Genomic DNA, 23833 nt, shown 5'->3' with positions numbered 1-23833 from the left:
CCTGATAATTAATTCTGTGGAAAATATACCCCTCTGGTACTTCCCGAGAGCCTGATCCGCTCTGTTCTGCCCTTATCAAAATACACTATTATACTATCCCCACTTGCTTCATTACGTCCCTGACCATCAGATTCATCAATATAATATACACTCCTTGCATTTCCTCTTATAACTGCACTGCTGATTTTGCCAAGCGTATCGAAAGCCAAAACCATAGTTCGTCCCCAGGCTTTGTTTACTCTGGTGGTATCTTCTGATCCAAAGTACCTGGTCAAAACATTGCCGTAAGCAAAGAGTGTATCAATATTGCCAGACTCACACATTTGAACAAAAAGTGAATCACTCCAGATGTCGCTGAATACCGTGTCCCCCTCATCTGATGCTTCAATATAACTTACACGGGAGTTCCCCTTCACCCACGCACTCTTTAGGTTCTCCTCGGCAAAAAACAGATCTACAGAGTCCCCTTCAAGATCATGGGACTCATACCTAACCGAAGGATTCACCCTCAGTTTAACAAAAGCACTATCGGTGTAATAATATGCTCTGTTACAGAGCGCCAAAAGCTCTCCTCTTTCTATTTTAACCTCTCCCTGAACACCGGCAACCTTTTCTTTATCACAATAGTTCATTGTGTGCCCTGTAATCACAAGCGTTTGGGATGCTGCAGTGTCATAATGTTCCAAACGGGGACTACCCTCAAGGATAAATTCCCGTTCTTCCAGGTCATACCGTGCCTGGTTGCCGGAGAGTGATACAAGTTCAAGAGAATCATAATAATAAAAATCCCCTCTGGCAGTAATAATATTTTCCTTGCTGGTGAAATCAACTCTGTTACTTCGGAAAAATTGACCCGACCGCTCCACCTTCACCCTATTTCTGAATCGTACTTCACCATCATTTCGACGCCAGGTGGCTTCATCAGAGCGAATCCTGATATCATCGTAAGAAAAAACAACGTCCCCCCGCAAATAACTTACAAATTCCCCATTTCTAAATATGTTTTCATTTACACTCGCATACTCCAGCACCAGTTCGTCAGAATGATTCCGGGTCGGTTGAGCCAAAACAGAGAAGAATAGAAAAGTCAGAGAGCAAAAAACAACACCCCCCAGCCATGCGACGCGTTTTTGAGTATTAGAAAATGCCAAATTCCTCATCCTGCTGCTCTATCCTTCTTCTAAAATCGGGAAATTTACCTGTAACATCAGCCCTGAAAGTGAAACGTGTAAAATCTTCAGCAGCATCAAGCCCCCTACCTCTTAATATATCCCCCCTTGGAGTTTCTATCTGCACATAGGTATCAGATTCGATTTTCCTGCTATCCTTTATCCACCACAACCTCTCTGTTTTCACCACAATAGAGTCTCTTGTTTGTATATACACTCTGCCCCAAAGATTAAACAGATCCATGCTGTTGTCAGTAGAACCGGAATCGGCGAGTATATAGGTTTCAGCGTTCTCAAGAGTATCGTAGATAATTATTTTTACAGGAGAAACAAGCACTTCACCGCTGTCGACCATAGGTCTTTTAATATAATCAGACTCAAGCACCCACCTTTTGTACTGACCCTCGTAGAATTGAAGCTTAGCGGTACCAAACTCCTGAAACGGTGATGCTGTTCCCTCCAGTACCGGTAAGGCTTCGCGGCTTTTACACCCAAAACCCAAAACAATTGCCGCAACTAAACATTGTAATAATACCCTACTTGCTCTATTTGCCAAATGGTACCTCTTTAAGGCTGTGTTTTCCATCTCCTGTGCATCCAGACCCACTGAGAAGGATACCTGTGAATCGTCTCCCCTAACCGATCGTTGATTTTCTGCACAACAGACACTAGCTCACTTTCAAAATCGTTTTTCTTATTTGCGACTATTTCTTCACTTATTATCACCCTATGAGTATTATCCGGCTCCCTTATGGTTGTTACCACAAACATCGGGATGTCGAATTTAAGTGCAAGACGTACAGGACCGCTTGGAGTAAAAGCCCTTCTACCCAAAAAGTTAGCAAAAACTCCGTCCACCTTTTTTGTGTCCTGATCCACCAAAACCCCACAGGCACGCCCCTGCTTTAAAAAACGTACTATCTTTCTTCCACCTTCTGAACGATCGAAATACTCTATTCCCGGACCACTTCTAAGCTCACGAACAATTTGTTCGATTCTCGGATCTCTCATCTTTTTCCCAATTGCAAAGCTTTTAAATCCGTTTCTGGCAAAAAACTGAAGGAGCATCTCAAAGCATCCAACATGTCCTGTAATTACAAAAACACCTTTTTTTCTGCCGTAAGCCTCCCTGAACCTCTCAAGATTATCACACTTTACAATTCTGTTGAATGTAGAATCAGACACTGTGGAAAGATAAACAGCATCAAAAAGATTCATTCCAAGCCCGGAAAAAACATTACGAGCAGTGTTACTGATCTTCTTTTTATCCCAGGTCGAACCGTATATCAAAGATAGATGATTAATTGCCCTGATTTTCTCCTTGTTTGGTATCAGGTATAAAAAACGCCCCAATAAACCAAATAGGAATAAACCCAAACTTCTGGGGATTCGTTTTCCCACAAAAAGTGCTGCCGATACAGCAGCACTAAGCAGGTTATATCTAAAAGGTTTCAGACGTTTATTTTTCATTTAACCACCAGTCATACTATCAGAGCGCTCTATCTTCACCAAAGCATCCACTCCATCGACCTCTATACTTTCTCCTTCAGAAAGCCGATTAAGTTGCTGAAGTTCCACTGCCAGAGTTTCTCTGCACACATAGTTTTTAAAGGAAGATAACGCTTCAGAAAGGTCTTCCGGACAGCGACATTTAATGATTATACGATCGGTCACATTAAAGTCTGAAGCTTTCCTCATGTTTTGAATTCTGTTTACAAATTCCCGCGCCATACACTCTTCTCTAAGCGCTGGAGTAATTGTAGTATCCAAAGCCACCGTAAGCTCTCCTTCAGTTTCAACCTCCAACCCTTCGTGCTTGGTTCTTCTTATCTCAATATCCTCAAAGCCAAGTTTTACCCCCAGGACTTCTATCTGTACGCCACTTTCGAGCTCAGAAATCTGCTCAGGTGTAAAAGCCTCAATAAGAGCTGCCGCTTCCTTCATCTTAGGACCATACTGCCTGCCAAGTTTTTTGTAGTTTGGCTTTGCAGAAATGGTTACCACTCTGTCCTCACGTGAATCAAAGGAGACGGTTTTTACATTAAGCTCCTCTTTTATAAGCTCATCCATTTTTGCAAGAAGATTACGTTTGGAGTCATCAGCTACAATGACGGTAAAGTTATTGAGTGGCTGACGAGTCTTAATGGTATAACGGCTTCTAAGCGCTCTTCCCATAGAAACTGCCTGGCGAACCAGTTTCATCTTAAGCTCCAGATCAGAATCGATAAAAGATGTTTCAGAATCTGGGTAGCCACACAGATGAACGCTTTCCGGTGCACCCTTTATCTTATCGCCCACAAGATTTCTGTATATAGATTCGGTGAGAAAAGGTAGAAAAGGAGCCATTACCTTTGAAAACTGAACCAGAATGTAATAAAGTGTACTGTATGCGTATTGCTTGTCATTGTCGTTTTCGCTTCTCCAAAACCTTCTCCTGCTTCTTCTTATATACCAATTAGTCAGATTTTCTATGAAATCGACCAAAATTGGTACAACTTTGTAGAGGTTGTACTGCTCCATTTCTTTGTTTACACTCTTTACAGTGTCATTAAAAAGAGAGATAATCCATCTATCGAGTTCCGTTCCCTCTTTTGGTGCCTCTGTACTTAGCGGTTTCCAGCAGTCTACATTAGCATAGGTAACAAAAAAGGAGTAGGCGTTCCAGAACGGAAGCAGCACAGAGCGGGACATCTCCTTAACTCCTTTTTCAGAGAAACGCAGATCTTCTGCTTTCACAGCAGGTGAGTTTATGAGAAAAAGTCTTAAAGCATCTGCACCAAGCGTATTTAAAACATCTTGCGGTGGCGCATAGTTTCTAAGACGCTTAGAGAGTTTTTTCCCATCCTCACTTAGAATAATCCCATTAACAATAACATTCTTAAATGCAGGTTTTTCAAAGAGCGCGGCGGCCAGTACTGTTAGAGTATAAAACCATCCTCTGGTCTGATCTAACCCTTCAGCAATGAAATCAGCCGGGAAATTAGCCTCGAAACGCTCCTTGTTTTCAAAAGGATAATGCATCTGAGCATAAGGCATAGAACCGGACTCAAACCAACAATCCAGAACTTCGGAGGTGCGATTCATCTCTTTATCACAGTCTGGACACGCTATTTCAAATTCGTCGATGATGTGTCTGTGAATATCCACAGGACTGATACTTACGCTCTCAAGCTTATCAGCCCAGGAGCTATCGATCCCACACTTCTTTACACTTTCTCTACCATGCTCTTTTAACTTTTTCTCGACATCCTTTGCCGCACGCGCATGAAGTCTTTCTCCTTCAGTTTTGTCACCTCTGCCCAAAAGTGTATGAAGTTCATCGAGGCTGCCACAACACTCAGTATTACCGCATTCACACATCCACACCGGTATCGGCGTGCCCCAGTAGCGATTCCGGGAGATATTCCAGTCCGGTGCACTTTCTATACCCTTCCCAAAACGTCCTTTCTGCAGATGAGATGGAACCCAGTGAATCTGCTGATTATTATCGAGCATATTGTTTTTTAAAGGGTCAATTTTCATAAACCAGGTAGTGATAGCTTTGTATATAAGAGCCGTATCACACCTGTAACAGAAAGGATATCGGTGTTCTATAGTCGTGCGATGAATAAGACGTCCCTTTTCCTTTATTGCACGGGTAATCTCTTTATCAGCATCGTAGACAACCTTACCTTCCCACTCAGGCACTTCGCTTGTAAATCTACCCTCGTCATTCACCGGACATACGATCTCAAGACCAAGTTTCTGACCAACCTGAAAGTCATCCTCACCAAAAGCAGGCGCAATGTGCACAACCCCTGTTCCATCCTCGGTGGAAACGAAATCAGCAGTAACGATGGTAAAAAACTTTTCATCTCGTCCCTTGAAATAATCAAACATGGGGATATAGCTTTTACCTGCAAGGTCCTTTCCCTCAATCTCATCAATTATTTCCACAGCTGATACATCTTTATAGTAGGCACTTACCCTGTCTTTGGCTATGATAAAGATATCCTCTCCATCCCTGATCTTTACATATTTTATATCGGCCCCGGTAGCCAGCACTACATTTGAAGGAAGAGTCCAGGGGGTTGTTGTCCAGACCAGTACCTTCTCTTTTGGATTATCGGCAAGGGGGAAGGAAACGGTTATAGATGGCCCGGTTGTATCTTTGTATCCTTCATTAACTTCGAAGTTTGAAAGTGGTGTAGCACACCTTGGACAATAGGGCTGAACTCTGAAACCCTGATAAATCAGCCCCTTATCCCATACCTGACGAAACACATGCCAGATACTTTCCATGTAGGGGGGATCCATAGTACGGTACTGATTTTCAAAGTCAACCCAACGCCCCATCCTGTTTACCACTTTTTCCCATTGTCCGGTGTATCTTAAAACAATCGAACGACATGCTTCATTAAAAATATGAATTCCAAGTTTTTCAATGTCACGCTTACCAGAGACCTTAAACTCCTTTTCCATCTCATTTTCTACCGGCAATCCATGACAGTCCCAACCAAAACGTCTGTCTACATGGTGCCCCCGCATGGTCCAGTATCGTGGGATAATATCTTTTAAAGTACCGGCAAGCAGGTGTCCGTAATGTGGAAGCCCGGTCGCAAACGGAGGACCATCATAAAACACAAACGGCTTCTTAGATTTGGTCTCATCAAGAGACCTTTGAAACGTTTTACTCTCATTCCAGAATGCAAGTATTTCATCCTCAATCTGAGGGAAACGAGTTTGAGTATTTACAGAGTTAAAACTTTGAGATTTCATAATGCTTCAAGGACCTTCTCTATAAGCTTTACAAGTAATGGTTCAGTTTTATCCGCTACAGCTATTATTTTTTTAAGGTCAACAGGTTCGAGCGCATCCGGAAGACATGAATCAGTTACAACAGATAACCCAAGCACTTCAAGACCGGCATGCACTGCAGCTATTACCTCCGGAACCGTGCTCATTCCTATCACATCAGCGCCTAAGATGCGAAGCATACGGTACTCGGCGCGGGTTTCAAGTGAAGGGCCGCTCATAGCAGAGTATACACCTTTTTCTATCCTGATGTTGTTTTCAAGAGCGATTTTACTTACAAGCTCGATAAGCCTGTTTGAATAAGGCTGAGACATATCGGGGAAACGCACACCAATTCTATTGTCATTTGCACCAATAAGAGGATTATCAGCCAAAAGATTTATATGATCTGTAATGGCCATTATTGTTCCCGGCTTAAAAAGCGGATTAACTCCACCACAGGCATTTGAAACAATGAGTTTTGAAACATTCATAAACTTCATAACACGCACAGGGAAAACGATCTGCTGCATTGAGTACCCTTCATAGTAATGAAACCTTCCCTGCATAGCCATCACCGATTTACCAGCTAACTTACCGAAAATCAGCTTTCCTGCATGTGCCTCTACTGTAGAAACCGGGAAATGCGGAATGGTTTCATAGGGTATTTCCGCCTCCTTATCAATAGATTCTGCAAGCCTGCCAAGCCCCGTGCCCAGAATAATTCCAATTTCTGGTTTTACCGAAGTCTTGCTTTCAAGAAACTCTCTTGCTTCCTGAATCATATCATAAGTGCTTGTCATAGGTTAAAGTCCTCTTTTAGGTTTATGCACGTAGTTTTTCTCAATTTTTTTCTGTTTAAATCTGTCAAACACTTCATCTTTGCTAAGGCCATCAATTTTTACTACTTTTTTTCTTCCCTGCTTCCCAATTATAATAGTAACTGAAGAGGTCTTAACTTCAAGTTCCTTAGCAAGCAACGCAATAAGATGCTTATTTGCCTTTCCCTCTGCAGGGGGTGATGTCACTGCTACAGAAAAAACTCCCTCATCACTTAAGGAGATTCTATTACTTTTCGCACCAGGCTTAGTTACACATTCAAAAGTACAACTCATGAATCCAGCGAAGAAAGATTTGGCTGAGGCGGTACCTCATCCATAGTTTCATCATCACCATACTGCTCACTAACACCTCCCTTTTCCTCACTACCCTGCTTTAAATCCCCGCTTATTACTTCCAGGAGATTTAGCTGAGTGGAAAGCATTGCCTTAAACCGTGCAAGAAAACTGTCGCGTTGATTTCTCAGGGAAACCAACTCGCTTTCATGCTTATGAACCCTCTGCCTGGCCTCATCCTCGTAACGGTCTGCCCTGATTTTTGCATCTTTTAGTATAAGTTCAGCTTCTTTTTGTGCGTTTACCCTCGCCTCATCTGTAGCTTTTTGCGCACTCAGCAACGTTTCATTCAGTACCCGCTCGATTTTTATGTAACTCTCAAGCTTCTGCTCCAGAGTTTTGATCTGGGTACCAAATTCACTGTTTTGACGAATTATCGCCTCATACTCACCTGCCACCATCTCCAGAAAACTATTCACAGCATCAGGATCAAATCCCCGCAGCGCACGGGGAAAGGGCTGCTTTCTGATATCAAGAGGTGTTATACGCATCAATCACTCCTCAAATGGTTTATAGTATTACACTTATAACCGTAATAAAATTCTTTGTATAAATTGAAGTATCAAAAGCAAAATTAAAGGCGATATGTCCAACCCAAGTCTGCTGACAGGTAAAAGCCTTCGTATTGGCTCTAAAAGCGGCTCTGTAAGGCGATAAACCCATTCTATAAGAATATGGTCCCTGTAAGGATGAACCCAGGAAAGAATAACCCTGATCAGTATAAGGAATTGATATACCCTAAAAAGTGCAAATATAATCGGTATCATATATAGAACCTCTTTCCAACCAAAACAGTTCCGATTCGAATCATTGTAGCCCCTTCCTCAATGGCCCACTCAAAATCCCCACTCATACCCATGGATAATTCTACAGTTCCATCAATCAGACTCCTGCACCTATCACCAAGTTCCCGAAGCAGGGCAAAGGAGTTTCTGGTCGCTGATTCATCTGCTCCAAGAGGTCCAATGGTCATTAAACCCTTAAGCTCAAGCACGCTACTCCCCACCACACGCTCACACAACTCCAAACACTCCTCAGGCTTACAACCAGATTTACTCTCTTCACCGGAGGTATTTACCTCAACCAGGACCCGCATCTTCTCGTGGCATTGCCCATACACATTCTCAATCTTTGCAATCAACCGTCCCCTATCGATGGACTGAATCCATTTTACGTAAGGAAGTACTTTTTTAACCTTATTTGTCTGAAGATGCCCGATCATATGCATAGTGAAATCCCCCTTAAGCAGCGGAACCTTTTCAGTTATCTCATTGACCCGGTTTTCTCCAAAATCTCTAACTCCCAAATCAATAAGGTCCTGAATCATTGAAGCAGGGTGGTTTTTTGTAACCGCAATAAGCCTGATATCATCAACCCTGCGCCCGCTTTTTTTACACGCTCGTTCAATCTGCTCTCTGATTGCACCTAACCGCTCTGCTAATTGTGGATCTTTCATAAAAAAATCGCCTGAATGCTATGCTTAACCGTCATTTTTAGTATTGAAATATAATAAAGGACGATGATATAATGCTCTCTTGAGAATGAGTGTGGGCTAAAGAAATTTAGAATGCTTAAGATTTCTTACACTAAATAGCTATTTAATGGAGTTAAAGCAAAAGAAATCGTCACTGCATTCTAATCACGTGCAAGAGAAAAAACAGTTACCGAATCACATCCTGCCCTAATCAGCTCAACCGAACAGGACTCCGTGGTTGCTCCGGTAGTCACTATATCATCAACAAGGAGCACCCGTTTACCATTAATTTTTTCAGAAGCCCCTGCTCTTACTTCAAAAGCGCCCTGAAGATTACCCATACGCTCATCCTTACTTAGCTTTGTCTGAGTACCGGTTTTTCGGGTCCTTAAAAGGACATCTCTGAATAAGGGAATATTTCCTTGAAGACCTTTTAGTAATCCTTTGGCAAACCACTCTGACTGATTAAACCCCCGGTTTCGTTCTCTTGAGCTATGCAAAGGCACCGGAATACATACATCAACACTGTTTATCATTTCCTCGTTTATATGCTCTGAGGATAATAACCCCATATAAAAAGCGAGTTGTTTGCCGCCTCTGTACTTTATATGATGTGAGATGCTCTTTATTAGGGGATCAAAATCATAAACTGAGTGGATTTTTTTAAAAGAAAAATCCCACGCTATAGTGCAGGTACACTGTTTTTGTAGAGTGTTTTGGGAGCAAAAAGGGCACGCATTTCTGCCTTCTCTGTTTTTAGCCAGTGAGTGAAAACACCCACTACAGAACCATTTACTTTCTAAGATAAGTGACTGGTCACAAATTAAACAAAGCGCAGGGAAGAAAAAATCCTCCGCACGCTTAGTTAGAGACACAGCTTTAGTTTTGATCCACTGCAACTTTGGCTTGCTCATCTGCATCAACCGTGGTTGCCTCATTGTTCTGCTCATCAACAGAATTATTTTTTAGCGCTTTTTTAAGAATGAGAGTGCCAAAGAGGATAAAGAATACAATACAGATAACCTGATTGTGAGTGAAAGGACCCAAATATTCTGACTCAGTATACACACGGCTATAGTCTACAAAGAAGCGTAAGACTGAGTATAACAACCCTGCCAGGTAAAACTGAAACCCTGCAAAAGTTTTCATTCTCCCAGCAGCTAAAACGATGAGGGCCATAACAAGTCCCCCAACAGACTCATAAATCTGAGAGGGCTCGAGAGCATGAGCGTTAACGTAAGCCTGATAGGATCCGGCAGGACTGTTATTATGTGGATAAGATACGGAAAAAAGTCTTTCTGCAACAACAGCAGCTCCATAACAACAACCATTGAGAAAACACCCAATACGGGTTAGAAATATCCCTATCCCCAAGCTGGGCGCAGCAGCATCAGCGTAAGGAAGAAAGGGTGCTTTTTTGATTTTAAAAAACAAAACAGCGGCAATGATTGCCCCGATAACCCCCCCATACATCACCAACCCATCGATTCCAACAGATCCATCCTGAAAGGGATTAAATATGTTTACTATATTACCCCTGAATTTATCGTAGTGCAAAAAAACGTAATAAAGACGCGATCCAACAATCGCTGAAATTATGACATAAAACCCAACATCAGCCATCAGATTTGAATTCAACCCCATTTTACCGGCACGCCAACTTGCCAACCATATACCAACAAGAAAAGAGAGGGCCAGCATCAATCCATAGGATGGAATAGGAAATGAGAAAACATCAAACAATACAGGTTGCATGCGTATCCTTCCAGATTCATGTACAAAAATGAATATAGCTATTGACTACGACCAAGTGATACTAAAATTATATTCAGAAATCCTGCCTGGTGATTTTGCAGTTTAAAAATAATCCCACAAGCACAGCTACGGTAATGGTAAACGATCCCCCGTAACTTAAAAACGGCAATGGCAGGCCGGTTACGGGCATAATGCCAAGGGTCATAGCGACGTTAACAAAAACATGAAAAGCAAGTATTGAAGCAGATCCTACGGCCAAAAGGTTTATAAATCTGTTTCGTACAGACTGAGTAACCATAAGTCCACGTATGATCAGAAATAGAAACAAAAGGATAATTACTGCGCACCCAACAAAACCAAACTGTTCTCCAAGTACAGAGAAGATAAAGTCTGTGTGCTGCTCGGGAAGAAAAGAAAGCCTGGTCTGAGTTCCCTGTAAATACCCTTTTCCAAAAATATGTCCAGACCCTATGGCAACCCTTGATTGTATAACCTGATAAGCAGCCCCTCCGGGGTCTGCCTGGGGATTTATAAGTGTTACAATTCTCAGTTTTTGATAATCTTTTAATACAGAGCTCCAAACCACGGTAATAAGAGTGGAAGTTACAATGTTTGCAACGATGACCCCTATCCAAATAAAAAGAGGTGGCCGTGATAAATAGAGTACGGTAACGATAGCCAGAAAGAAGATACCCCAGGGAAGCGCTTCAACAAATCCCCACCCCTGCCCACTATCATAGCTTAAAAGCAGTGGGAAAGCAGAAAGCACAAGAGAAATTACTGGTGAAACCAGGAAAAAGACCTGAAGAAGTGAAAGACCTGCCCAATAAAACAAAGGAAGTGCCATCGCACAAAAAACCATTGCGGTGCCAAGGTCCGGTTGAGCCATTACCAGCACAAAAGGTACACTAATCAAAATTCCTGGTATAATGAAGGTAGAAATCTTATAAAGACTTACAGTATTTTCAGACAAATACTTAGATAATGCAAGCAAAAGGCCTACTTTTGCAAACTCAGATGGTTGGAAATTAAACCCTCCACCTAATGAAATCCACCTTCCAGCACCCTTAACTTCCGAACTAACCATTAGCACCATTACTAAAAGTACCAGAGAAAATATATAAGTGGGATAAGAGAAGGTTAAAATATACCTTCCCGGTATGGAAACTATAGCCAGCACTATAAGAATTGCCATACTTACCCAAATGATCTGATTTTTATAGATTCCCACAAGCCTGCCGGATTCATGTATACTTGTGGCACTGTATATGATAAAGATTCCGATAACCCAAAGTAGCACGGCTGCCCCAAAAAGCGAAAAATCGAAACCACCTTTTTTTCTTAATTCATCCATTTTGCTTTTTCACGTTTCCTTTAATGTAATCTACTGTGATATCGGCAAAGTTCTGATCTCAAAACGTCCCTCTTTTTCTCGCTCCTCATACTCCCTGACAGTTCTTTGCCCCTCTTCTGTTTCGGCAAAAAAGAACCTCAACACCTCTCCTGCCACAGGTGCGGCTACAGCGCCTCCCCCCCCGGCATTCTCTACCACCACAGCTATAACAATCACCGGATCTGAAACAGGAGCAGATGCTACATACAATGCATGAGTATTTTCACCATGAGGGTTTTGTGCACTTCCGGTTTTACCCCCTACCGGAATACCAGGAACAGCCGAACGCGTCCCCGTCCCCCCAGGCTCTACCACACTAAGCATTGACTCCTGTACCACTCTTATAGCCTGCTCATCTAAATCAAGTGTATTAAGTACCTGAGGCCTGCGCTGGTTGATCATGATTCCATTACTTCGCTCCTCTTTAAACAGATGGGGTTGATATATCAGCTCCCCATTACTCATCCCACCAACCATCAAAGCAAGCTGTAAGGGTGTAAATATTTGTGTCTGACCTATAGCATGATCCAAAACCATTCCAGCCTGCCAGCTGAATTCATTATTCCTGTTGCGTATATTATAAAGTTCTCTTCCACTGAGCCATCCCCGTTTTTCGCCATTTATATCGATGCCGGTTAAAGTACCAAGAGTAAACATTTGCGCGAATTCATTTATCGCAACATCACCAAGCATACGGCCTAACTGATAGAAATAAACATTACAGGATTGTTGCATAGCAGATATAAAATTAACCGCTCCATGGCCGCTACGATTCCAGCATCGCGCTGTTCTGTTACCAATTCTGTATGCTCCGTGACAGGAGGTAGGCATTCTAGAGTCTCTGGTAATTTTTTCATGAACAAGCCCGGCAAGTCCACTTACCAGCTTAAAAGTAGATCCAGGCGGATATGTACCAGCAATTGCTCTGTTATTAAGAGGAAGATCGGGGTCCATTATAATAGCCCGCCAGCTTTGACTTCTATGGGATGAAGCCATCGAAAAAATGTTAGCATCAATTGAAGGATTGCTAAACATGGTAAGCACTTCCCCGTTTCTGGGATCAATGGCAACCACAGCCCCCTTTAGCGAATCGGGGAAAGCTTCTGCTGCCATTTTCTGTAAACGAGCATCTAACGTTAAATACAGGTCATGTCCGGGTATGGCATTAATCCGTGGCATATCGCCGATCGTTCCCAAGCTTTTACCATAGGCATTAACTTCCAGATACTCTCTTCCTGCCGTACCCCTCATAAGCGATTCATATTCTCGCTCTACTCCCGATCTGCCGATCAGATCACCCCAGTAATATCCCTGCTCTCTTAGCACCCTAAACTGTTCATCAGGTATTTCTCCCATGTATCCCAAAACATGAAACGCCCGGGGACCAAGTGTATACTCCCTTCTCGACTCAGTTTCCACGATTATTCCCGGCAACTCCATAGAATGTTCTTCTACAATACTGACCACCTCTATGGACACATCTTCCTTTATGCGTGTTGCATCAAATCGTCTTCTGTATGCAGCTCTGATCTTCTCTGAAACTTCAGCACTGTCAAAAACCGCCTCGCCATTTGAATCTTTAATTTTGCATAGTGTATTCACCAATGCTTCACGATCCCGTATCATATAAGGAAGAACACATATTGAATAGGAGGGACGGTTACGTGCAAGTACCTTACCGTTTCGATCGAATATTCGCCCTCTGGGTGGCTCAATTATTCTCAGGCGCATACTGTTTCTGCGTGAAAGTCGAATATTCACCTCAGCATCAACGATCTGAACAAAGACAAGGCGAACGATTAATATCAGAAAGAAAAAAACTATTGCAGCCGCAAGGATATAAGCCTTGGTATAGCGTTCAACCTGTTCGTCCTGTAATCTGGCTCCAAACGGCATTGGTAACTATCGCTTTATTGCTGGTTGAATAATACTGACCCAAAGAAAAGGAATCACTGCAAACAACAGTGAGTAAAAGGCACGGGGCAGAGTAGAAACAAGAAGTTGACTGAACACAAATTCCATACTCCCCTCATTTTTCACAATTTGCACAGTTAGTTCAAGAAAATCGTTAACCGTAAAAAGGAAAATGAGTAAAATACCCTTAAGCACCGGATCCAAACGTATCACTTTCTCATTTAAGAGGCCCCCGATATAGCCAACCACTGATTTAGACAGCGCATTTTGCCCAAGAATGGGTGAGTAAAGGTCCTGGGTAAGGCCCAGAAGAAACCCTACATAAACACCGGCCATAACCCCAAATTTGTTGGAGAACAAAAATAAGGCGACTATCATCAAATCCGGCCTTACTCCATAAATAGAAATAGCCCGAACCAGTGTTGTTTGTAAAATAAAACAGATGCCAAAAAATGAAATCCAGTAAATTACTTTTTTAATCATTTTCAATCTTTATACTATCAAGTTCAGAGCGAAATGCACTCCATTGAGGAGGCAGCATCATTATAAAAAGTTCTTCCAAACGATCAAAATCTACAGCTGGATCAACGTATACTGTCTTAAACAGCGGGTTATAGTTTTCTGTTATTTTTTTAACCTCGCCAACAAGCAGCCCCTTTGGATATATTCCCCCAAGCCCTGAAGTAATAATCTTATCACCCGGCTCTATATCCTCATGTGTCCTGTAACGAACAAAAAAATCTTTTCCGTTTTCTGTTTCCAAAATTCCCACATACCGTGAACGACGATCCATGACACTGGTACGGTTTGAAGGATCCTTGAGCAGCTGAACGAGACTCATGTTTTGAGTAAGCTGAACGACTTTTCCTACTACCCCCTGCTCGCTTATAAGCGGCATATATAACTGCACACCATCGCGTTTCCCTGCATTCACCACAATGCTGCGATAAAGTGGGGATGGATCACGGGCAATCACCCGTACCGGGTTCAACTCGTAGTCAAATTGTTCAGAAAAACCTAATAGCTTTCTTAACCGAGTATTTTCTGCACCTTTTTCCTTAATCAAAGAGAGCTGTGTACGTAATGTTGCCACTGTATCCCTACGGCGCTCATTTTCCTTAAAAACATCTTTAACCTGATCAACGTAGCTCACAGTAGCCTGAAACGGGTAAAAAACCGACATTTTAAGTGTATAAACAGTTCTCTCGTGCATATCGGGACTTAACGAAATCATCCACAGGCTTAACAGGGAAGTCAGCAAAAGGGAGCAGAAATTTCGATGAACAACAATAAACTGAATAATCCAATGCATCGCAGGATTCGCCCGGAGCTAATCACAACTAAACTTGCGACAGCCGAATATATTTGAAAAAAACTACACTCGTAAAAATAAGGGTCAGGTTTTATCTCGTGACTCACAAAACACAGCCCTTAGATTTTTTAATTTAGATATCTTCTAAAAAAAATGTACTACCTACCTCATTTTCCTGCTTGTTGTCATAAGTACCGGATAAAACTTATCCAGTTCCTCAATAATCTTTAAAGAACCCCTTGCAACACATGTCAGAGGATCATCTATAACATTAACAGGTAAATTAGTTTCCTGACGAAGCCTCTCATCAAGCCCTCTAAGCAAAGAGCTTCCACCGGTCATTATTATCCCCTTATCGAGAATATCGGCTGAGAGTTCGGGTGGTGTTTGCTCTAAGGCTTGTTTTATGGCTTCGATAATGGTAGAAATTGGTTCGTTAAGTGCATCTCTAATTTCCGTTGATGTGATTCGAAGCGTTTTAGGGATACCGGCAACTAAATCACGACCCTTTACCTCCATCTCAAGCTCATCTTCAAGGGGAAATGCTGAACCGATTTGAATTTTGATCTGCTCAGCGGTACTTTCACCAACCAGCAGATTATAGGTCTTTTTCAGATAGGAAACGATAGATTCGTCCATCTCATCCCCACCAATCCGGACCGACATATCACAAACCATACCATTAAGAGCAAGTACAGCGATTTCTGCAGTCCCCCCCCCAATGTCGATAACCATGTTTCCCGACGGTTCATTTACAGGTATACCCATCCCTATTGCTGAAGCCATAGGTTCAGAAACAAGATGCACTTCCCGTACACCTGCGCTTTCTGCTGAATCCACCACCGCTCTTTTTTCCACCTCAGTAATACCAGATGGAACACCAATCACAGCACGCGGACGAAAATAGAAGCGATATTTCTGGACCTTCCTGATAAAATATTTTAACATCTGCTCAACCAGATCGAAATCAGCTATAACCCCGTCTTTCATAGGACGAATAGCCTCAATCTCCCCGGGAGTACGACCAAGCATCCGTTTTGCCTCAAGTCCTATTGCCACAACCTTCTTGGTGTTCTTGTCTACCGCAACAACTGAAGGCTCATCGATAAGAAGGCCCCGGCTTTTTACATACACCAACGTATTGGCAGTACCAAGATCAATTCCAAGGTCGTTTGAAATAAAAGGAAATCCCATAAATGTGCGCCTCTAATAAAACTGGTTGTATGGATTCTTTAATCCTAATGAGCATTTTAACATATTAAACTTCAAAAATACAATAGTTTACTTCAATTTTGAAACCCCTGGAGCAAAATAGAGGTTTAATTTATCAAAAAAAGTAGTATTTTATCCTAAATTGAACAGTTATCATTCTTACCGTTCTTCTTCATATTCGCTTTTTGCTGCTTCAAACTCGTCGGTCTGCAGATCAGTAGGAGCCTCTAAAGTTTTCTCCTGCATTTTCTGTACCGATTTTTCTTCCGCTTCAACAGATTCATCTGCTTCTTCTAAGTGAATCTCTGCCCGAACCGGTTTCTCTTGCCGCTCGATGGTTAGCGTCTCCTCTATTTGCTCCTTTTGCCCATTACTATAATCGGCTTTTATCTCCATTGGCTTGAATTCATGAGTTGTGGGGCGTGGCCGGAGATAATAACTAACCCCCGCTGACCATTTCATTCCATAGTCCCTAACCAATTTTGTTGTCACAAATGATACATCAAATGACAAATTATCGGTATCAAGCCCTACACCAGCACTAAACACATCAGTTGGGTGCCCGATTCTTTTGCCTGCCCGTATGGCCAGCATGGGTAACGGGCGCACCTCAACGCCAACCGGAAAAAGAAACTCTGCAGTTTCATCCCTATACACCACGTCAGCAGCAACAGTGAAAGGGATCTCTCTGACCCTCTCTTCATACGAAACACCGGCCCTGACAAAGCGTGTTATACCCAGTGAATCGTTCATACTACTTCTGTTTCTCCCTGCATGAAAACCAGCTGCGCCAAAATTAAGTCTGCCCGGTATCACCCTGTAAGCAATGCCCGCACTGGCCGAAAGCGCGTGATAGGTATTTGAGTATCCTATACGGTCCTGAAGGCCATTTAAGGCCAATGCCAAAGCGAAATCATCCCTTATGGTACCAAGTGTCAAAGCCGCAAGTGTACCCTGCTGAGAATCCATTTCACCGGGCCCCCGCTCAGTAGCAGTCTGAAAATCGATAGTTTGAGTAGAGAAGTTTAACCCAGCAAACCACCTGGAAGTAATAATCGCAGTCTCTGCACCACCCTTGTTCAAATCACCTGAAATCTGTCCAAACTCAACCGATACGTAGGGCACACCGGTAAAAAAGGGTTGTGCAGGATTATAATAAGAAAAGCCTCCCGCACCAACAGCCGTACCAGCCCCCCCCATGGCAGTCAACCGGGGATTAAGAGGCTCTTCAACAAAAATAAAACCAGACCCTCTTGGATCTCTTGCCAAAAGTGTGACACTTAAGAGGGCCAAAACTATAAATAGTAACCTGAAGACCTTACATTGCAAAACCATAGTTAAATCCTCAAAAAATGAATGTTATATCCATCGCCTGATCCACCCCAGCCCAGATTCTGTCGGTGGCTATTGCATAATTTAGTCGCACACCCTCCATCACATTCACCATATCCCAGGAAAACCCTGCGGAAAAACGAGGGGAAAACGCCCTGAAAAATTCAGAACTGTTACGATAAATATCACTATTAATCTCTATATCACCTATGCCGGCACGAATATAAAAATTACTGCTATACTGCCACTCAGCACCAGTATGAATAACCATCTCCGGTGAAATAAGGTCATCACCGTCTGTATCGGGGAAATAATTGACCAAATCCAAATTCCAGATAAAAACCCGTTCTGCCAATTCACTTGTCAGGTGACTTGCAAGCACAAAAGAGGGGACTATTTTTTCCTCCCGGGGAGGTCTGCTCCAGTCTACATCTTCAAAGTGCCATTTCACACGGCCTCCCAGATTTTTTAACTGCAGAGCAATTATCCAGGGTTCAGTAACTGTGTACTGAGCCGCAAAATCAAACCCGCCTATGGTTGTAACAGATGAGTTAAGCACTTCACCGTCATCATTTGGAGTCGTTGGCAAACTCTGGTAGAATACGCCAATGGAAGCACCCAGCTTCAGCGCACGGGAGAAATTATACCCCACGGCAAATTTTGTAGTTATTGAAGTGAACGCCGTACGCTCAAGAGCCTCCTCTCTAACCACAGTTCCACCTTCGTAGTACCCATCATATAGTCCCCTGATAGACGGATCTCCCCTGTAGAGAACAGAGATACCGGCGCCGAGTCTCGGTGGAACCCTAAACTGCAATGATGCAGCTCCTTCCCTTCTGCCAAGAGAGCGAAACCCTCCTCCAAGCGAAGCCCTGGTCTGGCGCAGTGAAGCAAGATGAGCAGGGTTGTACCAGGAGATCAGATAATCGGGGGCGACACTGTATGCCCCCCCAAACCCCATAGCAGCAGCTCCTGCCGCAGGCCTTATATACGCATCGGTACGACCAGCACTGCGTGATGCGAAAGAACCGGTTGCCAATACCATAACCAGCGCTGCTGAGGACAAAATTTTACTTCGCAACGATAACTTTACCAAAAAATCTTTCTCCCTCACTTGAGCTGATCTTGTAATAATAAACACCCGGAGTAACAACTCTGCCATGAGTATCCGTACCATCCCAATAATCAGATGATGGTTCAGTACTGCGCCCGGTCGCGCTTTGCGCTGTACGCATGGAATTGGATACTATATTTTTAACATGACTCATGTTGTAATCATAAATATCAATACTCACCCGTGCATCACGGGAAAGCCGGTACACAAAGACCGCTCTGTCGTATCGCCTGTCTGCCGATTCCCTTATAATACCAGGAAGAGCATAGGTCTCATCAGCCCTTATTTTTCTCATATGCTGAACAATGCGAAATTCAGAGCCATCAGCACTTAACTGCTCATTATCACTGATATATAAACCTGCGGAAGTAGCAACGACAAGCGTACCGGAAGAGTCGCTACGGGGTAAATAGAGGATATCATTAACCCGTTGGGGATACTCTCCCTGAACGATTCTGCTCATTCGGGCCTGATAATCATGGTAATCCTCGATTATCACAGGAGATAAAGCAGAGCTGTAATCACTTGAAACCGACAGAGTATCCTGGTGAAGATTTATTTGGTTTTCTTCGTATACAGTATAGAAATAGCCGTTGTATCCGGCGCTTGAAACAAGTTGAGGAGACTGAGAAAACACCCGGGTCCAGTTTTCTGTTTCAAAAGAGTAGCGGAATAAGGAAGCAGGCGTTTGCTCATCAGAACCAATAAAACCATAAAGAACTTTTTTCTCTTCATGCTGTAGTGCAAACGCAGCCTGGAAATTCTCATACCCATTCCCGGAAACCGATGTACTTACCTCTTCACTCCAACTGTTGTCAGAAGGATTGAACAGGAACACCCGGGATGGAGTAGTAACGACAAGCACCGTATCCATAAGAGATACACTTTGAACTGAGTATTCTTCAGTGTTTTGTGCAGGGGGAATAAACCCGGAAAGATCATCTGAATCTTCTGAGCCGGGCAGGAAAACTTTAAATTCGCGATACAAGGGATCAAAGCGCACAAGGCCACCATCCTGAGACGCTATCCAGAAATAGTTTCCATAAGCGACGATGCCGGTTGGGGTTGTCTCCATTTCTGAGCGAACAGCGTCGGGCCATTCAATAGAAATTTGGTGCTGATTTTGACCCTCATGTTCGTAATGCCAGATTTTTGCAGGATGAGTAGCGTGAGAATTTAGAAGAAGGGCAGCAAATACCCCATCCCTAAAATCCATACCTATAATTTGTTCACCAGGGCTGTTATTTCTGAACCCTTTCCAGTCATCTCCCTTAAGCCCTTCAATCAGATTAAACCCTCTGTCCGTTGCAATCCACAGGGTGTCGCCTGATCCGCTCAGTGATAGGATGTTATTTGAGGTTATCTCCGAGGTTTCATCAAATTGTGAGTAGGCAAGCGACACTGTACTCACAAAAATCAAAAGCGCTTTTGTTAAAAACGAAAAAGACAATGATTCAATCTGCAGCATTTCACTCCCTCATATCCTGTACATCAGTGTCCCCGGGGATAGCAAACTGGAATGTTTCGGGGGTAACAGGGTTACCGAAAACCGTTTTTCTAAATAAATATGTATTAATGTTATCATTTTTATCCACAAGCTGCAGTTTTTTTACTATCGCACTCTCCTCATCTACCCATGCCTGTATAGAGGAGTAGTTCTGATCTGACTGAGTTGATCTCAAAACCAGAAACCCGTCTTCGTGACCTGCTTTTTCAAAGGAGTGGTTGGTAATATAGGTGGAAAGTAACTGGGAGGGTTGGTGAGACAGGTCGATACTTGAAAGGTGATGTATTATAACCTGATTGTTTCTTTTACTGTACTGCCAATAGGTTTCTCCGTCACTTACAAACAAATCATTACCCAGTTTAGCCTTAAATCGCTCACCCGGTGCTAAAAACAGCTCCCCTTCCCTTTTCTCTTCTCTCTCCCTAATGCTCCAGAAAATTGTATGCTCAAATTGAGCATGCATGGTAGTTTCAGGATTATAGTTTTCCCTTATGCGATTCATCAAACCAGACACATCTGCATTCACCACCGATGAAAAACACAATAATGCCGTTACAGAAGCTGCTGCAATTTTAAAATAATTCACCGTTTTTCTCCTCTCTTACTTCCATCTGCTCATTAACTCATCAAGTTCAGCGGGTTTAAGCAATACTTCTCTTACCTTGCTGCCCTCCTGTGGACCAACAATGCCCGCCCGCTCAAGCTCATCCATAAGACGCCCCGCACGGGCATAACCGATCTTCATTCTACGTTGAAGAAGAGACGTAGAACCCTGTCCAATTGACACAATCGTCCGGGCAGCATCTTCAAACAACTCATCACGGTCACTCTCACCTGCGATACTGACCTCTGCAGGCCCCCCCTCTTCCACAGCATCCTGAAACGAGTCGATCTTTTCGATTTCAATCTGCTGACTGCGTACCTCTTCTACTATTGTTTCCACATCCTCTTCGGATATAAAAGCACCATGAAACCGTTCGATCTCAGGGGCGCCGTTACGCAAAAACAGCATATCACCCATTCCAAGTAACTTTTCTGCCCCTACGTGCCCCAGAATAGTTCTTGAATCAGTTGACTGAATTGTGCGAAAGCCAATTCTTGAGGTAAGATTGGCTTTGATCGGACCGGTAATAATATCCACTGAAGGACGCTGGGTAGCCACGATCAAATGAATCCCCACAGCCCTTGCAAGCTGAGCGATTCTCTGTATTAGCCCCTCCACATCCTTTGATGCAGTCATCATAAGATCCGCAAGTTCATCAACTATGATAACGATAAAGGGAAGCTGTTTATTGTCTTCATCAGGCAGAATACCTTTTAGTTTTCCCGAATCCACCCGGGTATTAAAGGATTCGATATTCCGTGCACCAACCTTTGCAAGCATCCTGTAGCGACGTTCCATCTCTACAACCCCCCACTGAAGAGCTTTCACCGCAAGCTTGGACTCGGTTACTACAGGTGACAACAAATGCGGAATACCTTCGTAAAACGCAAGTTCCACTTTCTTTGGATCTATCATGATTAGCCGTAATTCTTCGGGTTTTTTGGTCATAAGCATGCTGCAGATAATCGAATTTATACACACACTTTTCCCGGATCCGGTTTGTCCCGCGATAAGAACATGAGGCATTTTGGTTATATCGGTGACATAGGGAGCACCCGATATATTCGTCCCGATAATAACGGGTACCTTTGCCCGGGTTTTTCTGAATACATCTGAAGTAAGAATGGTTTTGAAATGAACGATCTGCCGCTCTGGGTTGGGAAGCTCAATGCCCACAGCAGATTTTCCCGGTATAGGTGCCTCGATTCTTATTCTCTGCCCACTTACCGCCATCGATATGTCATCATGGAGCCCCACAACCTTACTTACCTTTATTCCCGGCGCAAGCTCAATTTCATAACGGGTAACAACCGGCCCCGGGCTTACAAACACCACTTTACCCTCAACACCGAAATTCATCAGGGTTTTCTCGAGAATAACTGAGTTACGCTCTATAGTCTCCTTATCAATCATACCCGTAAGAGGGGGTGGATCCGGGATAACTTCTGCCGACGGTACAACATAGGGTTTTTGTGGCACAGAGGGCTTTGTCATCTTCAGGTGTGAATCAACCTCGCCTTCAGCGCCCTGAGCTATATCAACAGGAATAGTACCACCATCCATGTAATTGTCCTCATCGATTTCAGATTCTGCTTCTGATTCCACCTCCTGAGTCTCAATAGACATAATTTGGATTGGTTGACTCTTTTTGGCCCTAAAAGCAGCAATTTCCTCTTCAAGACGCTTTTTAGCATCTTCCTCAATGCCGGGGTTTTTGGGTCCCGAAGCAACTGGTGCCCCCACCGCCTCTCTGGCACTTTCTTCAAGAGCAGGAACCGCTGCCTGAGCAATAACAGGAGTTTGAATTTCAGGAGTTTTCTCCTCTTTATCCTGGTTTTTGTCGTTTTTCTCTTTTTCCTTTTGTGAGGATCTCCTTTTTGCTCCCGCGCTATCATCGCTTTCAGAACGAATGGGAGGTGATGCTTTAAATGAGTGGATCATTGCGTCGTAGGTTTTACAAACCCAGCTCCAACCTTGTTGAATCCAACCGGCAAAAAAATGCGCTATAAACTGGGGCTTTATTTTTAAGGCATAAAGTACCGTTACCGTCATGGCCAGCACAGTAAGAAAATAGGGTCCAAATACCTGATTCCCAAAAACAGGTTTTATGAACTGTATAACCATCACCCCCAGATAGTTGGACTGAACCGTGCTTATATAGTCTGGGCTGATATGAGGAAGGTGACGTATTGCAAAGAGTACACAGAGCTGAAGCGCGATAGTGTTAAAAAAAAGCAGATGCTTATACTTTAGAGGTTCAGCTTTAAGACGTGACCACCCTATTAGGAGAATGGATACAGGAACATTCAAAGATGAGAGGGAGCCAAAGAAATAGATCATTCCACTGGCTAATCTGTCCCCCAGAACAGGACCCAGAATATTTTCTCCAGGTGCCACAAAGTGCGAGAGCAAAGACAACAGTACCAAAAACCCCAGGGACAGAAATATTATCCCCCATATTCCATTGGTTATATCCGAGGAGTTTTTTTTATCACTCTTTTTATCGGTGCTTTTAACGGTTTTCTTTCTTTTAGCCATCTCTTTCCCCGATTACAACATTTTTTTCTATGGAATATAGTAAAAAGCGAATCTTTTTTGCAGTTTCGGACACCTCGGGAGTCTCGGTAAGCTTTGAATACTCTTCAATTGAACGTGAAGCTTCTTGAGCACGCTTGAAGTTGGCGCGAAGTACATCTTCAAGCACAGCCCGCTTCATCTCTTCTGGACGACACTCACGGGAGAAACAATCCTTTTCTGTATCTCTGGCCTTAAGAAGGTTGCCGCTTCCAAGGGACTTCTCGATATCAGGTAAAAGATGGCGCAACGACTTAATCTCTACAGAAGCATCCTCCTGATCTTTATAAAACCGAAAAAACTCCTCTATGACCCTGAGGGCTTCACGAAGACGGTTAAGGTTAGCATCGAGGATACGAAAGGTGGAAAGGGGTTGTTGCAGAATTCTACTCCTAAAGGCACAGTTTTGAAGATGAACGAATCTTACGGTTACAGAAATGCAGTAACTTTTATACCCTTAAATATAAGTCATGGTGAGTATTTTATAATATATGAAGTTGTTAGAAGAATTAAACAAACAAGCTT

General features: G+C 43.1%; 22 protein-coding genes. All 22 read right to left on the bottom strand.

What is annotated here, in order from left to right:
- Positions 1-8: 8 nt before the first annotated feature.
- A complete protein-coding gene (locus QA601_08110) occupies positions 9-1151 on the bottom strand; it encodes an LptA/OstA family protein (protein MDG5815037.1) in 1143 nt (380 codons plus the stop codon).
- The gene (gene lptC / locus QA601_08105; protein ID MDG5815036.1) at positions 1138-1755 is read right to left on the bottom strand and encodes an LPS export ABC transporter periplasmic protein LptC; all 618 of its coding nucleotides are present in this window, start codon (positions 1753-1755) and stop codon (positions 1138-1140) included. Before lptC ends, QA601_08110 begins: the two co-directional genes overlap by 14 nt.
- Positions 1737-2639, bottom strand: a complete 903-nt coding sequence (locus QA601_08100) for a lysophospholipid acyltransferase family protein (protein ID MDG5815035.1) — start codon at positions 2637-2639, stop codon at positions 1737-1739. The genes lptC and QA601_08100 overlap by 19 nt, the downstream gene beginning before the upstream one ends.
- Complete coding sequence (ileS, locus tag QA601_08095; protein MDG5815034.1) at positions 2640-5927, bottom strand: isoleucine--tRNA ligase; 3288 nt, start codon at positions 5925-5927, stop codon at positions 2640-2642.
- Positions 5924-6745 carry a purine-nucleoside phosphorylase gene (locus QA601_08090; protein MDG5815033.1) on the bottom strand — a complete coding sequence of 274 codons (822 nt, stop codon included), beginning with the start codon at positions 6743-6745 and terminating at the stop codon, positions 5924-5926. Before QA601_08090 ends, ileS begins: the two co-directional genes overlap by 4 nt.
- Before the next feature lie 3 nt (positions 6746-6748).
- Entirely contained in the window at positions 6749-7057 is a 309-nt protein-coding gene (locus tag QA601_08085) for a DUF167 family protein (protein ID MDG5815032.1), read from the bottom strand.
- Positions 7054-7608, bottom strand: coding sequence for a DivIVA domain-containing protein (locus tag QA601_08080; GenBank protein MDG5815031.1), 555 nt, complete (start codon positions 7606-7608; stop codon positions 7054-7056). The genes QA601_08085 and QA601_08080 overlap by 4 nt, the downstream gene beginning before the upstream one ends.
- Positions 7609-7641: 33 nt before the next feature.
- Positions 7642-7884 (bottom strand): YggT family protein, encoded by a 243-nt coding sequence (locus tag QA601_08075; protein ID MDG5815030.1) that lies wholly within the window; start codon positions 7882-7884, stop codon positions 7642-7644.
- Positions 7881-8573, bottom strand: coding sequence for a YggS family pyridoxal phosphate-dependent enzyme (locus tag QA601_08070; protein MDG5815029.1), 693 nt, complete (start codon positions 8571-8573; stop codon positions 7881-7883). Before QA601_08070 ends, QA601_08075 begins: the two co-directional genes overlap by 4 nt.
- A gap of 179 nt (positions 8574-8752) precedes the next feature.
- Entirely contained in the window at positions 8753-9127 is a 375-nt protein-coding gene (locus QA601_08065; GenBank protein ID MDG5815028.1) for a phosphoribosyltransferase family protein, read from the bottom strand.
- Positions 9128-9470: 343 nt separating this feature from the next.
- Positions 9471-10346, bottom strand: a complete 876-nt coding sequence (lgt, locus tag QA601_08060) for a prolipoprotein diacylglyceryl transferase (GenBank protein MDG5815027.1) — start codon at positions 10344-10346, stop codon at positions 9471-9473.
- A 73-nt stretch (positions 10347-10419) separates the two neighbouring features.
- Complete coding sequence (gene rodA, locus QA601_08055) at positions 10420-11700, bottom strand: rod shape-determining protein RodA (protein ID MDG5815026.1); 1281 nt, start codon at positions 11698-11700, stop codon at positions 10420-10422.
- Between the two features lie 30 nt (positions 11701-11730).
- The gene (mrdA, locus tag QA601_08050; protein MDG5815025.1) at positions 11731-13635 is read right to left on the bottom strand and encodes a penicillin-binding protein 2; all 1905 of its coding nucleotides are present in this window, start codon (positions 13633-13635) and stop codon (positions 11731-11733) included.
- A gap of 6 nt (positions 13636-13641) precedes the next feature.
- On the bottom strand, positions 13642-14136 hold the full coding sequence (mreD, locus tag QA601_08045; GenBank protein ID MDG5815024.1) for a rod shape-determining protein MreD: 495 nt from the start codon (positions 14134-14136) through the stop codon (positions 13642-13644).
- Positions 14129-14965: a rod shape-determining protein MreC gene (gene mreC / locus QA601_08040; GenBank protein ID MDG5815023.1), complete on the bottom strand. Its 837-nt coding sequence runs from the start codon at positions 14963-14965 to the stop codon at positions 14129-14131. Before mreC ends, mreD begins: the two co-directional genes overlap by 8 nt.
- Before the next feature lie 162 nt (positions 14966-15127).
- A complete protein-coding gene (locus QA601_08035) occupies positions 15128-16159 on the bottom strand; it encodes a rod shape-determining protein (protein MDG5815022.1) in 1032 nt (343 codons plus the stop codon).
- Positions 16160-16336: 177 nt separating this feature from the next.
- Positions 16337-17512 (bottom strand): hypothetical protein, encoded by a 1176-nt coding sequence (locus QA601_08030; GenBank protein ID MDG5815021.1) that lies wholly within the window; start codon positions 17510-17512, stop codon positions 16337-16339.
- A 10-nt stretch (positions 17513-17522) separates the two neighbouring features.
- On the bottom strand, positions 17523-18554 hold the full coding sequence (locus tag QA601_08025) for a hypothetical protein (protein ID MDG5815020.1): 1032 nt from the start codon (positions 18552-18554) through the stop codon (positions 17523-17525).
- Between the two features lie 25 nt (positions 18555-18579).
- Positions 18580-20091 carry a hypothetical protein gene (locus tag QA601_08020; protein MDG5815019.1) on the bottom strand — a complete coding sequence of 504 codons (1512 nt, stop codon included), beginning with the start codon at positions 20089-20091 and terminating at the stop codon, positions 18580-18582.
- Between the two features lies 1 nt (position 20092).
- Positions 20093-20716, bottom strand: a complete 624-nt coding sequence (locus tag QA601_08015; protein ID MDG5815018.1) for an outer membrane lipoprotein carrier protein LolA — start codon at positions 20714-20716, stop codon at positions 20093-20095.
- A gap of 15 nt (positions 20717-20731) precedes the next feature.
- Complete coding sequence (locus tag QA601_08010) at positions 20732-23272, bottom strand: DNA translocase FtsK (protein MDG5815017.1); 2541 nt, start codon at positions 23270-23272, stop codon at positions 20732-20734.
- Positions 23265-23663: a hypothetical protein gene (locus tag QA601_08005; protein MDG5815016.1), complete on the bottom strand. Its 399-nt coding sequence runs from the start codon at positions 23661-23663 to the stop codon at positions 23265-23267. The genes QA601_08010 and QA601_08005 overlap by 8 nt, the downstream gene beginning before the upstream one ends.
- Positions 23664-23833: the final 170 nt, after the last annotated feature.

The organism is Chitinispirillales bacterium ANBcel5, assembly GCA_029688955.1.
Lineage (GTDB): Bacteria > Fibrobacterota > Chitinivibrionia > Chitinivibrionales > Chitinispirillaceae > Cellulosispirillum > Cellulosispirillum alkaliphilum.
The sequence above is the reverse complement of the archived record's forward strand: the minus strand, read 5'-3'. Positions and strand labels throughout refer to the sequence as shown.